At 53.0% G+C, this 16,933-nt stretch carries 6 protein-coding genes and 2 pseudogenes; 7 read left to right on the plus strand and 1 reads right to left on the minus strand.

The window, feature by feature from the left end; all coding sequences use genetic code 11:
• Window positions 1–25: 25 nt before the first annotated feature.
• The 7 genes and pseudogenes from BLU47_RS15210 (at window position 26) to BLU47_RS13110 (ending at window position 15,891) form a co-directional block, all read left to right on the plus strand.
• The gene (locus BLU47_RS15210) at window positions 26–4,081 is read left to right on the plus strand and encodes a glycoside hydrolase family 3 C-terminal domain-containing protein (protein WP_255402205.1); all 4,056 of its coding nucleotides are present in this window, start codon (window positions 26–28) and stop codon (window positions 4,079–4,081) included.
• On the plus strand, window positions 4,081–6,237 hold the full coding sequence (locus BLU47_RS13085) for a glycoside hydrolase family 31 protein (protein ID WP_091963710.1): 2,157 nt from the start codon (window positions 4,081–4,083) through the stop codon (window positions 6,235–6,237). Before BLU47_RS15210 ends, BLU47_RS13085 begins: the two co-directional genes overlap by 1 nt.
• Window positions 6,238–6,255: 18 nt before the next feature.
• The gene (locus BLU47_RS14890; protein ID WP_176780591.1) at window positions 6,256–8,499 is read left to right on the plus strand and encodes a sialate O-acetylesterase; all 2,244 of its coding nucleotides are present in this window, start codon (window positions 6,256–6,258) and stop codon (window positions 8,497–8,499) included.
• A 93-nt stretch (window positions 8,500–8,592) separates the two neighbouring features.
• Window positions 8,593–11,040 carry a glycosyl hydrolase family 95 catalytic domain-containing protein gene (locus BLU47_RS13095; protein ID WP_091963683.1) on the plus strand — a complete coding sequence of 816 codons (2,448 nt, stop codon included), beginning with the start codon at window positions 8,593–8,595 and terminating at the stop codon, window positions 11,038–11,040.
• A gap of 12 nt (window positions 11,041–11,052) precedes the next feature.
• Window positions 11,053–13,212 (plus strand): bifunctional endo-1,4-beta-xylanase/feruloyl esterase, encoded by a 2,160-nt coding sequence (xyn10D/fae1, locus tag BLU47_RS13100; protein WP_091963685.1) that lies wholly within the window; start codon window positions 11,053–11,055, stop codon window positions 13,210–13,212.
• A gap of 66 nt (window positions 13,213–13,278) precedes the next feature.
• Window positions 13,279–14,580: pseudogene (locus tag BLU47_RS13105) on the plus strand (glycoside hydrolase family 43 protein); the annotation flags it as partial.
• 33 nt (window positions 14,581–14,613) lie between these two features.
• Entirely contained in the window at window positions 14,614–15,891 is a 1,278-nt protein-coding gene (locus BLU47_RS13110) for a family 43 glycosylhydrolase (RefSeq protein WP_091963715.1), read from the plus strand.
• A 788-nt stretch (window positions 15,892–16,679) separates the two neighbouring features.
• Here the strand turns inward: BLU47_RS13110 and BLU47_RS15215 are convergent.
• Window positions 16,680–16,933, minus strand: a pseudogene (locus tag BLU47_RS15215) (hypothetical protein); the annotation flags it as partial.

Below are 16,933 nucleotides of genomic sequence, written 5' to 3' on the forward strand. Positions count from 1 at the left end.
CCTACTGCTATGCCCACTGCTGGCCATGGCTGCACCGGTGAAGTCGCCTAACGGGAAGCTATCGGCTCAGCTCAGCGGGAAGACACTGACTGTCAGTTACCACCAACAGAAGGTGCTTGAAATCGTCGATGTCGTTGAGGCAGGAAAGCCGTTGACGTTCGTTCGTGCGGTCCATGATGATTATCAGATGTTGACGGGAAAGCGATTGCATTGTAGCAACCAAGCCAACGAGTACCGTCAGGGGGCTTTGGTGCTCCGCATGTATAATGACGGCATTGCCTTTCGTTATGAAGGTAAGGTGACTGCGCAACCAGCCTACCGTATTCCTGAGGGTACGCGCCGCTGGATGCAACAGTGGTGTGAGTCGTATGAAGGCTTCTTCCCCCTTGCCACGACATACAAGGTCGCTCCTGTCCCCTCTTTCAGCGGTATCTCGAAGTCAGCAGAAGGCTGGAACAACCGTTGGGGCTATCCCGCGTTGTTGGAGGAGAGCAACGCCTTCGTACTGATTTCAGAAGCGAATATCGAACACGGACAGGCTGCCTCCTACCTGATCAACGACGGTGAACTGTTCCGTGTTGTCCCTGCATCCCCTTCCTCCTTTCAGAATACTGGCGAGAAAGGGCATACCCCCTGGCGCATAGCTATTATAGGACAATTAAAGGATGTCGTGGAGTCTACTTTGGTGACTGATGTGTCTGCACCTTCCATGATTGCCGCCCCCAGCTGGATCGAGCCCGGCGTGGCATCGTGGATATATTGGGCCTACAATCATGGCTCTAACGATTATGATATTGTCAAGCAGTATGTCGACCTGGCCTGGGCACTTCATCTTCCCTATGTGCTGATTGATGCCGAATGGGACACGATGAAGGGCAAAACCATAGAGGACGCTGTGGTTTATGCCAAGGCGAAGGGCGTTAAGCCGCTTATCTGGTATAACTCATCCATCGGGTGGGTTGATGGTGCCCCGACACCGAAGTTCCGCCTGAACAAACCAGCCGACTGTGAACGCGAGTTCGCATGGTGTGAGAAAATCGGGGTAGCCGGTGTGAAGATAGACTTCTTCTCGGGTGACAACCAGCGTAATATGGATTTCCAGCTAGAACTGCTCGAACGAGCCGCCCGTCATCATCTGCTGGTTAATTTCCATGGTGCCACCATTCCCCGCGGATGGCAGCGCACATGGCCTAACCTGATGACTACCGAGGGCGTATACGGTGCTGAGTGGTACAATAACGTAGCCACTTTCACCGACAAGGCTGCCTGCCACAACGCCACCCTGCCGTTTACGCGTAATGTCATCGGTCCGATGGACTATACCCCCTGTGCTTTCAGCGACTCACAGCATCCGCACATCACCACCCATGCCCACGAACTCGCCCTCACCGTACTCTTCGAGAGTGCCCTGCAGCACCTGGCAGACCGTCCAGAGAGTTTCCTCTCGCAACCTCAGGAGGTACGGCAGTTCTTCGGCACACTACCCACCGTATGGGATGATACCCGACTCATCAGCGGTTATCCTGGTGAGTATGTCGTCATGGCGCGTCGTCATGGCGGCACATGGTATGTTGCAGGCATCAACGGCAAGGATGTACCCAAAACCCTCGATCTCTCGTCTCTTACCTCTTACCTCTCACCTCTTACCTCTTACCTCTCACCACTCACCTCTCCAAAAATTACCCTTTTTGCCGATGGTCATCCCTGGGCAATATCACACCTCACACAATTTCCCAAGCAGATATGCTGCCAGCCTCGTGGCGGTTTTGTGATGGTCATCTGTGATAAAAAAGATGAAAAACAAATGTTGGATATGGAACAAACCATCAACGAACTATACAACCGCATGTCGCAGCAGTCACGTATCGCCCAGCTGCGGAGTATGTATATGGACGAGCTCTTCGACGAAGCGGGCCGTCTAGATACCGCCAAGTGCCGTCAACTGATACCCTACGGCATCGGCCATTTCTCACAGTTTGCCATGCAGAAACCCCGCAGTCCGCAGACGTTGCGAGACCGTGCCGCAGCCATTCAGGATTGGCTTGTGCACCACACCCCCGATGGCATCCCAGCCTTGCTGCACGAAGAAGTGTTGACCGGTGTCAATACCGTAGGTGCAACCATCTATCCGCAACAGATAGGACAGGCTTGTTCCTTTAACCCTATGCTGGCGGAATTGAAGACACGTCAGACCAGTACCTTCATGCGCAAGATGGGTGGGGTATTATCCCTCTCTCCCATGGTCGACGTATGCCGCGTGCCTTCTTTCAATCGCTTGGAGGAATCCTTCGGTGAGGACGGGTATTTGTCTGCTGTCATGGGAACAGCTTTCGTGCGTGGATTACAGCAAGGAGACCTGACGAAAGGTGTCGGAGCCTGTTCGAAGCACTACCTGGGCTATGGCGGTGGGGGCGATGCCGACGAGAAAGAGCTGATGGAGGAAATCCTACTGCCCCATGAGACGATGATTCGTGTGGCGGGCAGTAAGGCTGTCATGCCCGGATATCATGCCGTACATGGTACCAAGTGTGTAGCCAACAGCGAAATTCTCAAAGATATCTTGCGCGACTACCTAGGCTTTGACGGCATGGTTGTCAGCGATTATACGGCTATCAACCAATTGTACGACCTGCCCGACGCAGTGCATAAGGCCGCTGCAGCCATTAATGGTGGCAACGACGTCGATTTTCCCGAAGGTGCCGACTACCGGCATTTGCAGGAAGCTCTTGATAAGGGACTGGTCCTGCCAGAGGCCTTCGAACGTGCTGTTAAGAACGTGCTGCGTTATAAGTATCGGGCCGGTCTCTTCTCGGAAGATGCCTATCTGTATAGCAAGGAACCCATCTCCTGCGACAGTCCTGAGGAACGGCAGACAGCCTATGATATTGCTGTCCAGTCGGTAGTACTTCTTGAAAACAATGGGGTGTTGCCTTTGAAGAAAGTGAAGAACGTTCTGCTGACAGGTCCCAATGCCAACAGTATCTGGGCAATGTGCGGTGACTATACCTATCCCGCCATGTCCTATTTCTGGAAGAAGATGGACTATACCTCTGCAGAGCCTCACATCGTCAGATTGCTGGAAGGCATGCAGAATCGCAAGCCTGCAAATATCAACGTGATGTATTCGCGAGGATGCGACTGGACGGAGGAGATAGAGACCAAGTTCAGTGAGTTAGGCGACGAACGTGCCTGGGAGTATGACATCCTACATCGCAAGGTGGATGCTGGCGAGCTAGCCGACGAGGACGAAGCCCTCCGCATGGCTCGTGAGGCTGATGTCATTGTGGCTGCCATGGGTGAGAACGTGATGCTTTGCGGCGAGAACCGTGACCGCCAGGGGCTGCACTTGCCGGGCAAGCAGGCGCAGTATGTCGAGAAACTTATCCAGACCGGAAAACCGGTGGTGCTGGTAATGTTCGGTGGACGTGCGCAGGTCGTCTCAGGTTTGGCGGAGCGCTGTGCTGCTGTCATTCAGGCCTGGTATCCTGGTGAAGAAGGTGGCCATGCTGTAGCTGACATCCTCTATGGCCACGTATCACCATCTGCCAAACTTTCCGTCAGTTATCCTAATACGGAGGTCTATGAATCCCTTTGCTATAACCGTTCTGTCACCCTAGACCCTCGTGTGCAGTGGCCTTTCGGCTACGGCTTGTCCTATACCCGTTTTGCGTATAAGAACCTGAAGGTAGAAAGTAAGACTCAGACAACAGCACCCTATGTCGACCTGTCGTTTGATGTACGGAACACCGGCAGTGTGGCTGCTGATGAGATTGCCCAGGTTTATCTCTCGCCTAAGGGTGACAATCCGATGCTCCGACCTATTCAGTTGCAGGGCTTCGCACGTGTGTCCCTTCAACCAGGCGAGACCAAAAAAGTCAGCGTCAGACTGTATACCGACCAGTTTGGGTATTACAGTCATGAGGGTGGTAAGCGGCAGTGGAACATTATCCCAGGAACGTTTACGGTTAAGGTGGGCAGTTCTTCGCAAGACATCCGTCTGCAGGCTTCGGTTACCCTGACAGGTTCTCCTGTCGGCAAGCCACTTCGTGATCATTATTTCGCTAACATATCCATACAATGATGAAAAAGATAATTTTAATGTTATTGTGCTTGGCTGCAGTATATGCTACAGCGCAAGAGAAGTTTACAGTGAGCTATGTAGCCAAAAACGCGGTGCGCATCCGGTATGCTGACCCATCGGTGCAGAACAATCTGCCGGAATGGATATATGTTGACCAGACAGAGTGCCGTCAGCCCGACATCAAGGTTCGTGTGAAGGGCAATCAGCTGACCATTGCAGATCGCCGAGGGAAGGTTGTCTTCCGTGCCACCCGTCACGAATGGTCATCGGGTGTTGCCACACTGGCTTTCGACTCGCCAAGCGACGAGTGCCTTTTCGGTCTTGGCCAGTTTCAGGACGGATACAGCAACGTGCGTGGCCTTTCCCGTCGCCTGACGCAGGTCAACACGCAGATTAGCTTGCCAATGTTGCTGTCCAGCAAGGGCTACGGTGTGCTGTGGAACAATTACGGACTGACGGAGTATAACCCCTGTGCGCACCAGGTTGCGCTGCTGAAGCGTGAGGGAGCCGGTGCCCGTGATGTCGTCGACGTGACTTCCACCGAAGGTGGCAAGAAGGAGGTACGTGAGCGTCACATCTTTGAGGCTACCGTCGACATTCCTGAGGAAGGCGACTATGCCTTGTTGTTGGATGTGGGCAGCAAGATGGCGCGTCGTCATAATCTGTGTATCGACGGACAACCCGTCATTGAAATGCAGAACATCTGGCTGCCGCCTACAGCATCCAAGAAGGTGAGGTTGACCAAAGGTCGCCACCAACTGTCTGCTGAACTGACGGGTAACGATCACCCTGTGCTCTACTATCAGAAAGTCAAGGACGAGACCGTGTTCCGCTCACCAGTTGCTACTGCTGTTGACTACACCGTCTTCGTCGGTTCGCCTGACGAGATCATCGCATCGTACCGCCAGCTGACTGGCACGTGTCCGCAGATACCTAAGTGGGCACTGGGCTATATCCACTGCCGTGAGCGTTTCCATAGTTCTCAGGAGATTCTCGAAACTGCCCGCCGTTTCAAGTCGGAAGGCTTGCCCGTGAGCATGATTGTACAGGACTGGCAGTACTGGGGAAAATACGGGTGGAACTCGATGAAGTTCGATGAGCGCTACTATCCCGATCCGAAGGCGCTGACCGATAGCCTGCATCAGATGGATATCCGACTGATGCTCAGCGTATGGTCTAAGATAGATAAAAACTCAGATGTGGGCAAACAGATGGTACGCGACAACTACTATATTCCTGGCACCGACTGGATTGACTTCTTCAACCCCCTGGCTGCTGCAGCCTATTGGCAGAACTTCCGCGAACGCCTGTTGCCTCTGGGCATCGATGCATGGTGGCAGGATGCCACGGAACCAGAGAATGACGATCTCGAGGGTCGCCGTGTCAACAATGGACTATGGAGCGGAGAGCAGGTGCGTAACGTCTATCCGCTGCTGGTCAACAAGACCGTCTATGAAGGCCTTGTAGCTGCAGGCCGAGAGCCGATGATACTGACGCGTTGCGGATTCCCTGGCATCCAGCGCTACGGCTCGGCATTGTGGAGCGGTGACGTGGGTAACGACTGGGAGACCTTACGCCGTCAGATTACTGCCGGACTGGGTGTGCAGGCTGCCGGTGTGCCCTGGTGGACCTACGATGCCGGAGGCTTCTTCCGTCCTGGCAATCAATATACCGATCAGGCGTATATCGAGCGTATGCTGCGCTGGATAGAACTGAGTGTTTACCTGCCATTGATGCGTGTTCACGGCTACATGAGCAATACCGAGCCTTGGAACTACGGTGATGAGGCGAAGCAGATTATTGCTGACTGTCTGAAAGAACGTGAACGCCTTCGTCCTTACATCGAGCAGTGTGCTGATCGGGTTTCTACAGCGGGCTATACCATCATGCGTCCACTGGTGTTCGACTTCGCCGACGATGCTGAGGCTCTTCGCCAGTCGTATGAATACATGTTTGGTCCCTCGCTGCTTATCAGTCCTGTTACTGAGCCTGGCGTAAGCGAGTGGAAGACCTATCTGCCGAAGAACAAGGCAGGTTGGAAGGACCTTAGAAGTGGCAAGCACTATAAGGGAGGACAATACGTCACGACGCCTGTAGACAAGGCCCGCATCCCTGTATTCGTTCGTGTTGGGACAGAAAAATATTTAAATCAATAAAAATAGATTATCACTATAATGAAACGTTTATCAACTATTCTCATGGGGTTGATTATGAGCTGTTGTGCAATGGCAGATGTCGACCCTAACTTCTATATTTACCTCTGTTTCGGACAATCGAATATGGAAGGTAATGCTACGCCGGAGGAGCAGGACAAGACAGGGGTGGATTCGCGATTCCAAATGCTGGCATGTGTTGACTTCTCATCACCTTCGCGGACGATGGGACAATGGTATACCGCTACGCCTCCCATCGTGCGACCTGGAACAGGACTGGGCATGGCTGACTATTTCGGACGGACAATGGTGGCCAATCTGCCCAATAACGTCAGGGTAGGTGTCGTTGACGTTGCTATCGGCGGTACTAAGATAGAAGGATTTATGCAAGAAGAAGTAGCCGGTTATATCGCCTCGATGAATCCAACGTCTGAGGGGTGGCTCATTGACTATTTCAAAGCATATGGCAACGACCCTTACAAACGACTGGTCGATATGGCAAAGATTGCTCAGCAGAAAGGTGTTGTCAAGGGAATCCTGTTGCATCAAGGCGAGAGTAATAACATGCAGCAAGACTGGCCGCAGAAAGTCAAGAAGATATATGACCGTTTGATAGATGACTTAGGATTGGATGCCTCCGAGGTGCCCTTGTTTGTTGGCGAAACAGTTCAGTCAGGACTTGGCGGCTCTTGTGGCGGACATAATAGTGTCATTGCCAATGTTCCCAGTGTCATTCCCAACTCATACGTCATCTCCTCTGCGGAATGTCCTCAGAAGGGCGACGGTTTGCATTTCACAGCCCAGGGCTATCGTATGATGGGGGCTCGTTATGCTCAGCAGGCTCTGAAACTGATGGGCATAGAGGCAGAGATTCCTCAGCCGACCCGTGGTTCTGTGAAAGTCGGCGGAGCGGAACGTGCTTATCTGCAGTATGTGCCCCAACAGCTGGGACATAAACGACCGTTGCTCATCTCGTGTCATGGTATGAACCAGGATGCTGCTTACCAGAAAAACATGCTGAAGATAGAGACGGTAGCCGATACCGCCAAGTTCGTCACCGTGTTTCCTGAAGGCGAGGGCAAGTCGTGGGACATCAGCGGTAAGAAAGATATCAATTTCATCCTGAAGATTATCGACCAAATGGTGGAGCAGTATGACATCGACCCAGGACGCGTCTATCTGTCGGGATTCTCCATGGGTGGCATGTTTACTTATCATGCCATGAATATCATTCCCCACCGCATAGCAGCCTTTGCTCCCATCAGTGGCTATCCGATGGGTGGTGCAACGGCCAGTGCCAGTGTACGTGCCATTCCTATTATCCATACACATGGTACAACGGACGATGTGGTGACGTTCTCCAATGTGCAGAAGAACCTGAACGTATGGATATCGCACAACCATTGCAATACGACACCGACGGTGACAGAGCACTACCGTGGCGCACCCAATATCACCCGGCGTGTGTGGAGCGGTGGCGACGATGGCGTGGAGGTTGTGTTGATGGAGTTGGCCAATAAAGGTCACTGGATTAGTAACGACTATGGTGTGCTGACAGGCGATGAGATATGGAAGTTCTGCAAGAACTATAGCATTGACGTGGTATGGCCAGAAGAGACGCCCACACTGACAATAGACCAGCGGTTTACCAGCATCTCGCAGTTGACGGGCAAGTTGTTTGCCATTGTTAACGAGGCCGATGGAAAGGCCCTGTTTGGCTCCGGTGCCCAGAACCTGGGCTATGAGGATTACGAAACGGCTTTCAGCGACGGCAACAGTGGTTACTTGTTCAGGTTGGAGAACAGCACGTTGTCAGGTAAGTATCTTCTCCGACTGATGACACCCGACCAAACACCCTATAACATATGGGGTTCCCCTGGCTATCTGAACTCCCAGCCCGCCACCGATTGGTGCAGTTTTATTCTCGGACTGAACAACCAGAACGGTCAGGACATCAAGAATGGTGCCGTGTGGGAAATCGAATATGTCAGCGATAAAGGATTCACACTGAAGAATGTGGGTACAGGTAAGTATCTGAAGGATGCCTCGCCTGCCAAGTACGATACACCTGCCTACTTCACCTTCTGTACCTTAAAGGATGAAACGACTGGGGTAGAGGAGGTGAAAGGGATCAAGGAGAAGCGGGAGATCACGGATCCTCGCTGGTATACCATGGACGGACGATGTGTTAATCCGCAAGACCTGCGACCAGGACTGTATATCCATCACGGCAAGAAAATCGTGATACGGGCTGGGGGAATGTAACATCAGGTTACATTTACGATAGTTTATGATACATACGGGAATGAGAGTATAGCAGATTGTTTGTATCTTTGCAATCTGAAAAGTTAAAACAATATGAAGAAGCTACTCATCCTATTATCCCTCGTATGTTCGCTATCGGCAAAGGCCGGGCAACACGTGCTGTGGTATACCCAGCCTGCCCGCCATTGGCTGGAGGCTCTACCCATAGGCAACTCGCAGATGGGTGTCATGGTTTTTGGTAATCCTGATGTAGAAACACTCGCGCTGAACGAGGAGACCTTTTGGAGCGGACAGCCGCATGACAACAACAATGCTGCTGCCCGTGAACGCTTGCAGGAAGTACGCGACCTGGTGTTTGCCGGTCGTGAGGAGGAAGCCGCACAGGTGATTGACAAGTTCTTCTTCCGTGGACCACACGGTATGCGATTCCTGCCCCTGGGCAACGTGAAGCTGACATTAGGTCATCACGACGTGAGCGACTACCGCCGCGAACTGAACATTGGTGATGCCGTGCATACAACGTCGTATGTCTGTCAGGGAGTGCGTTACACGCAGACCGTCTTCGCCTCGCTTGCCGACCATGCCGTTGTCGTTCGGCTTACTGCCAGCAAGCCTGGCGCACTGTCGTTCAGTGTGAACATGGAGAGTGCACTGCAGCACCAGTTGCAGGCCGAGGATGGACAAATAACCATGACAGTCAACAATGTGGCACAGGAAGGCATCGACGGCGGACTGACTGCCGAATGTCGCCTGCACATCGACACCGACGGTACGGTGAAAGGCGGTACGGTGAAGGATGCCACCACGGCAACCCTTTACATCGTGGCAGCCACCAACTATGTGAACTACCACGACGTGAGCGGTCAGCCTACCACCAAGAATAACGGAGTGCTGGAAGCCATCAGACCGCTGACCTATCAGCAGTTACTGCAGCGCCACCTCACGAAATATCATGAGCAATACAACCGCGTGAGCCTGCAGCTATCTAGAAACTCTAGAGAATCTAGCCCTTCTAGTCTCTCTAGCCCCTCTAGCCTCCCCACCGACCAGCGGTTGGCAGCCTTCGACGGCACCGACCTCGACATGGTGGCGCTGATGATGCAGTATGGGCGCTATCTGCTTATCTCGTCATCGCAGCCTGGTGGACAGCCCGCTAACCTGCAGGGTGTGTGGAACGATAAGATGAACGCTCCGTGGGATTCGAAATACACCATCAATATCAATGCTGAGATGAACTACTGGCCCTCCATGGTGGGCAACCTCGTGGAGTGTCAGGAACCCCTGTTGCGGATGATCAGCGACCTCAGCGTGACGGGTTCCAAGACAGCAGGTGCGATGTATGGCTGCAAAGGGTGGGTGGCTCATCATAACACCGACCTGTGGCGTATCGCCGGACCAGTTGACGGTACCATGTGGGGTATGTTCCCCACAGGTGGCGCATGGCTGACGACGCATATCTGGCAACAGTACCTCTTCACGGGCGATAAGCAACTGCTGGAGCAATACTATCCAGTGATGAAAGGTGCTGCCGACTTCCTGCTCGACTACTTGCGCATCCATCCGGAGTATGGCTGGCTAGTCACCAACCCCACCGTATCACCTGAACACGGGCCGGTAGGTAAGCACACCACGGTGACGGCAGGCTCGACGATGGACAACCAGATTGTGTATGACGTGCTGACGCAGACCGCACAGGCAGCCCGCATCCTTGGAAAGGACGCTGTATACATCAGCCAGCTCACCTCAGCCATCTCGCAACTGCCTCCCATGCAGATAGGACAGTACGGTCAGTTGCAGGAGTGGCTGTGGGACGGTGACGATCCGAAAGACGAGCACCGTCATATCTCGCACCTCTACGGACTGTATCCCTCCAACCAGCTATCGCCCTTCTTGCATCCGGAACTGTATGCAGCCGCTGCCACCACCCTGAAGCAGCGTGGCGACATGGCTACGGGATGGAGTCTGGGATGGAAAACCAATTTCTGGGCACGAATGCTCGACGGCAACCATGCCTTCCAGATTATCAAGAACATGCTCCGACTGTTACCCGACGATGCACATGTCCGCGAGTATCCTGACGGACGCACCTATCCGAACTTGTTCGATGCCCACCCGCCCTTCCAGATTGACGGCAACTTCGGCGTGTCCGCAGGAATCTGCGAGATGCTCTTGCAGAGTCACGACGGAGCGCTGCACCTCCTGCCTGCACTGCCTGACGACTGGCAACAAGGCGAGGTAAAGGGCCTGCGCGCACGTGGCGGCTTTATCGTCGACGAGCAATGGAGCAAGGGAAAACTGCGCACCGCCAAGGTCCGCTCGACGATAGGAGGCACCCTCCGCCTCCGCTCCTATGTGCCTTTGAAGGGCAAGGGACTGCGCCCAGCCCAGGGACCTTGTCCTAATCCGCTTTATGCACCTGCTGACGTCAAGGTGCTGGAACATTCGCATACGAACCAACCAAATACCATCAAGCCCGTTCCTCGCGTCTATGAATACGACGTGCAGACGGAGCCAGGAAAGACTTATACATTTACCTATTAATATCAACCAACAATGAAACGATCTATCCTATTTATTATTGGATGCTGTCTATTAGCTGTCGACAGCTATGCAGACGGACTGAAAGATGCCTACAAGGACTATTTTATGATAGGCGTCGCCTTGAACCAACGTAATGTGACCAATGAGGACCAGAAGGCGTTGATACTGCGTGAGTTTAACAGCATCACTGCTGAGAACGACATGAAACCCGGCATGCTCCATCCCAAGGAGGGCGTCTGGGATTTTGAGAAGGCAGACAAGATTGCCAACTTCTGCCGTGAGAACGGCATCAAGTTGCGCGGACACTGCCTGTGCTGGCACTCGCAGTTTGCCGACTGGATGTTTGAGGACAAGAAAGGACGTCCCGTCAAGAAGGAGGTTTTCTACAAGCGTCTGCGCGAACATATCCATACGGTGGTGAACCGCTATAAGGACGTGGTATACTGCTGGGACGTGGTGAACGAAGCCATCAGCGACAATCCCCGCGGACGTATGGTGGACGGCAAGTGGCAGCCTGGCGATCCGTATCGTGAGACGCGCCACTACAAGCTGTGTGGCGACGAGTTTATCGCCAAGGCTTTCGAATATGCCCATGAGGCCGACCCCAACGCACTGTTGTTCTATAATGACTATAACGAGTGTGACCCTGGAAAGCGCGATCGCATCTATGACATGGTGAAGAAGATGCTGGACCAGGGTGTGCCCATCCATGGCATCGGCATGCAGGGCCACTATAACGTGTATGGTCCGTCAGAAGAGGACATCGACGCTGCCATCACCAAGTATTCGCAGTTGGTGAAGCATATCCACGTCACCGAACTGGACATCCGCATGAACACGGAGATGGGTGGACAGCTGCACTTCTCGCGTGGCGAGGCGAAGCCAGTGGCTCCCTACATGCAGGTCCTGCAGAACGACCAGTACAACCGCTTGTTCCGTGTGCTGCGCAAGCATAAGGACGTGGTTGACTGTGTGACATTCTGGAATCTGGGCGACCGTGACTCCTGGGTGGGTGTCAACAACCATCCGTTGCCCTTCGATGAGAAATACAAGCCGAAGAGTGTCTATTACATCATCCGTGACTTCGATGCTGCCGTGGACAATGCCGTGATCAAGGACGACTTCAAGCCTAACCGCTGGAACCAGCCTGGTCAGCAGTATCCGCAGGTGAACAGTCAGGGTTATGTGCGCTTCCGCTTGAATGCACCTGATGCCAAGTCGGTCATCGTCAGCCTCGGACTGGGAGGCCGTGGCGGTACGGTGCTGCGCAAGGACAAGGATGGCTATTGGACGGGAACCACGGAACGCCCTGAGGATCCTGGTTTCCATTACTACCACCTGACCATCGACGGTGCAGTGGTCAACGACCCAGGCACCCACAACTTCTTCGGCTCTTGCCGTTGGGAGAGTGGTATGGAGATTCCTGCCCCTGATGAGGCTTTCTACCAGCTGCGTCAGGATGTGCCTCATGGCAACGTCACTCAGGTGCTGTTCCCCTCGAAGAGCATGGGTGAGGTGAAGACGGCATGGGTATATACCCCACCGACGTACGGACAGACCACGGGCAAGGGTGCCAAGGCAAAGGCGGAGCGTTTCCCCGTGCTCTACCTGCAGCATGGCTGGGGAGAGAACGAGACCAGCTGGTTCCGTCAGGGCTGTGCCGGTCTGATCATGGACAACCTCATTGCCGAGGGTAAGATGAAGCCTTTCATCATTGTGATGACCTATGGCATGACGAACGACGTGAAGTTCGGCCATATCCATGAGTTCACCGCCAAGGAGTTCGAGACTGTGCTGGTCGACGAACTGGTACCCTATATCGACTCCCACTTCCTCACCAAGACGGACAAGTGGAGCCGTGCCATGGCAGGGCTGTCCATGGGTGGTGTCGAGACGAAGCTCATCACGCTGCGCCGTCCTGAGGTGTTCGGCTACTATGGTCTGCTCAGTGGGGGTCAGTATGCGCCTGAGGACATCAAGGATGCCAAGCAGGTGCGCCTGATTTTCCAGAGCTGTGGTTCGAAAGAGCGCCCTGATGCCATTCGCAAGAGCACGGAGGCCTTGAAGGCTGCCGGTCTGCCTGCCGTCGGATATGTCTCTGAGGGTACAGCCCACGAGTTCCTTACGTGGCGCCGTTCGCTGCGCGAGATGGCTCCGTTGTTGTTTAAGTAAAAAGATATGAGAGATATGAAAAAACTATTATCAACTATGCTGGTTCTGGGCATGACCTCCGTGGTCATGGCTCAGAACCCTTTCGTACAGACATGGTGCACCAGTGACCCTGCACCGATGGTACACGACGGTACGATGTATGTTTACACGGGTCATGATGAGGACAATGCCGACTTCTTCTGGATGCAGGAGTGGCGTGTATATTCCACCCGTGACATGGTGAACTGGCAGGACCATGGCTCACCGTTGGCCTTGGAGAGCTTCTCGTGGGCTGACGACCGTGCCTGGGCTTCGCAGTGTGTCGAGCGCGATGGTAAGTTCTACTGGTACATCTGTGCCCATTCCAGGTTGTCTAAGGGAATGGCCATCGGTGTGGCTGTCAGCGACTCCCCTACGGGACCGTTCCGCGACGCCATTGGCAAGCCCCTGTTTGAGAACGGCTCGTGGGACCATATCGACCCTACCGTGCTGATTGACGACGACGGACAGGCTTGGCTCATGTGGGGTAATCCGCAATGCTATTACCTGAAGTTGAACCGCGACATGATTTCCTATAGCGGCGAACTGGGTAAGCTTGACATGACCGAGGAAGCCTTTGGCGGTCCGATGATGAGCAAGCGTGAGAAGGGCAAGCAGTATAAGGACTCGTATGTCGAAGGTCCTTGGCTGACCAAGCGGAAAGGCGTGTATCAACTGCTGTATGCTGCTGGTGGTGTGCCTGAACACATCTCTTACAGCACGGCATCGTCGCCTGTAGGCCCTTGGAAATATGCAGGAGTCATCATGCCTTTGAGCGACACGAAGTCGTTTACCAACCATTGTGGTGTTGCCGACTATAAAGGACATTCTTATTTCTTCTATCATACGGGTAAGTTGCCTGGTGGTGGTGGCTTCGGCCGTAGCGTGGCCGTCGAAGAGTTCCAATACAATGCCGACGGCTCGTTCCCAACCATTTTGCCTACTGACGAGGGTGTCAAGCCCGTCGACGCTTTCTGTCCCTTCCGTCGTGTGGAGGCTGAGACGATGGCTTTCTCGCGTGGCGTGAAGACGGAGCAGAACAACCAGGTGGGTGTCTATGTCAGCGACATCCATAACGGCGATTATATCAAGTTGCAGAACGTGGCCTTCGGCAACAAGCTTCCTCGTACGTTCTCTGCACGTGTGGCCAGCGGACTGCGTGGCGGACAGATTGAAATCCGTGTGGACAGTCTTGGCGGTCAACTCCTCGGAACGGTGAATGTACCTGGTACGGGTGGCTGGGAACAGTGGCAGACGCTGACCATCGACCTGACAGCTGTCGTCCGTGGCACCCACGACCTCTATTTCGCCTTCAAGGGACGCAAGGGTCCGAAGCTCTTCAATTTCGACTGGTGGGAGATGCGTGGCTTGGAACAGGTCAACATGCCTATCGTACAGACCAAGTACACTGCCGACCCGTCACCATTGGTCATTGGTGATACGCTGTTCTTATATACCTCGCACGACTCGTCGCCCGACGAGATTAAAGACCCCAACGAGCGCTCGTCGGCAGGTTTCTTTATGTACGACTGGCTGTTGTGGTCTACTACCGACATGGCCAACTGGACGGCTCACGGAGCTGTCGCTTCCCTGACGGACTTCTCATGGCGTACGCGTGACAACGGTGCGTGGGCCATCCAGACCGTCAAGCGTAATGGGAAATACTATCTCTATGCTCCCCTGCATGGTCATGGCATCGGTGTGCTTGTCAGCGACTCGCCTTACGGTCCGTTCAAAGACCCCCTGGGCGAACCCCTGGTATGGCAACGTGAACATTGGGAGGACATCGACCCCACCGTCTATATTGACGACGACGGACAGGCCTATATGTACTGGGGTAACCCTAACACCTATTGGGTGATGCTGAACGACGACATGATATCTGTCAAGGGTGAAATCCATAAGCTCGACTACCACTTGGACCACTACCAGGAAGGTCCGTGGCTCTACAAGCGTAATGGCCATTATTACCTGGCCTATGCCACCACCTGCTGTCCTGAGGCATTGGGCTATGCCATGAGCGACTCACCCAAGGGACCGTGGAAGTCGAAGGGCTACATCATGCGTCCTACCAACCGTGACCGTGGCAACCACCCTGGCATCTGCGACTATAAAGGTCACTCCTACGTCTTCGGTCAGAACTACGACGTGATGCACCTCGAGACCTTCGTGCACCATGAGCGCCGCTCGGTGTCTGCCACTGAAATCACCTATAATGCCGACGGCACCATTCAGGAAGTGCCCTATTGGCTCGACCAGCAGCCGCTGAAGCAGTTGCAGCCGCTCAACCCCTACCGTCGTGTGGAGGCAGAAACCATGGCGTGGGGCTACGGACTGAACATCGTGGGTGTGGGTAATACCTGTATCACCGATGTCAATGACGGCGAGTACATCCGCGTCCGTGGTGTCGACTTTGGCGACAAGGGTGCCAAGTCGTATGCCATGACTGCAGCCGCCAAGGGCGCTACCACCGTTACGCTCCGCCTCGACAGTCAGGACGGTCCCGTTGTTGGTGTGCTGACCGTGAAGGAAACAGGCTCTGTCGACCGCTTCCGTCAGTTCACCACCAAGGTGAAGGGTGCCGCAGGCCTCCACGACCTCTACCTCTGCTTCGATAAGGCCAGTGGTGACATCCGTCTGGACTGGTGGCAGTTTAAGTAACTTTTTTGGCACGGATGCGTGTCCATCCGTGCCTAAAAATTACCCTTCATGCGCTCCGTCGATGACGTCGTCACCGTTGCCGCCCTGGTTGTCACCACCGGTATTCCCATAATTCTTTTCTCCTCTTAGTTTTTAAATAGTTGATAATAATGAGCCCTTTTGGCTTACGCCGCTTTCCCGTTTAACGGGAATGACTCAAATGTTAATTTTTTTAGTTATTGGTTATTGTTTATTGTTTATTGGTTGTTGTCTCCATTCGCGACTACTTTTTTACGCTCTGGGCAGGCAGAAAATTTTGTCAGGCCTGAAAACAAATTTTTGGTGCCCTGCGCTCAAAATCCATCGTTCCTATTGACAATGCAAAGGTACGAAATTTTCAAAGGCCTTGCAAATAAAATCCCGAAAAACCATACTTTTTGAAGCCTAATTTTCGCCCTAATTTTGCAAGAAATTAAAATGCGTAGAAATGAGAGTCAGAAAAGACACTCAAATACACAGTTTTGGACTTTTGGACGTGGACGATTGGACGTTAAGGCGTTTTCGAAAAGTTCAAGAAGAAAACAATACTTATATATAATATATATATTATATACAAGTATTAAATATATTAACAATTAATTCTTTACATTTCCTGTTTTTACCCTATTCCCCAACCAAGAAAAAAAATTTTTGCTTAACGTCCAAACGTCCACGTCCAAATGTCCATTTCCCATGCTTTGTACTACCCTAGAAAAAGTTGAATGGTTTTTACCTTAACCCTGCCATAGGTTGAATGCCTGTTGGGTACCTTAATTCTTATCCCTGGCAAAAGTTGAATCATTCTCTCTTAACCCTTGTTTCTGTTGAATAGGCTCCGCGGAAAGCCGTTCAATCATATTCAGGGTTTGCGGTGCAAAGGTACATGCTCCTTCTTGAATTTCCAAATTATCGAGGTACTTTTCTCTGTAGCTGATCCATTTTTTCTGTATTTTACCCGTACATGATGCTGCCTGACGAGGTGTCATGTTGTTCAGCGACATGTGCGGACGTTCGTTGTTATAGA

This window comes from Prevotella sp. tc2-28, from assembly GCF_900107705.1.
GTDB lineage: Bacteria > Bacteroidota > Bacteroidia > Bacteroidales > Bacteroidaceae > Prevotella.

What these genes read in the sequence shown, in the direction of transcription:
- BLU47_RS15210 (WP_255402205.1), top strand. Translation starts at nt 26, where the DNA reads ATGGCTGCACCGGTGAAGTCGCCTAACGGGAAGCTATCGGCTCAGCTC.
- BLU47_RS13085 (WP_091963710.1), top strand. Translation starts at nt 4,081, where the DNA reads ATGAAAAAGATAATTTTAATGTTATTGTGCTTGGCTGCAGTATATGCT.
- BLU47_RS14890 (WP_176780591.1), top strand. Translation starts at nt 6,256, where the DNA reads ATGAAACGTTTATCAACTATTCTCATGGGGTTGATTATGAGCTGTTGT.
- BLU47_RS13095 (WP_091963683.1), top strand. Translation starts at nt 8,593, where the DNA reads ATGAAGAAGCTACTCATCCTATTATCCCTCGTATGTTCGCTATCGGCA.
- xyn10D/fae1 (WP_091963685.1), top strand. Translation starts at nt 11,053, where the DNA reads ATGAAACGATCTATCCTATTTATTATTGGATGCTGTCTATTAGCTGTC.
- BLU47_RS13110 (WP_091963715.1), top strand. Translation starts at nt 14,614, where the DNA reads ATGCCTATCGTACAGACCAAGTACACTGCCGACCCGTCACCATTGGTC.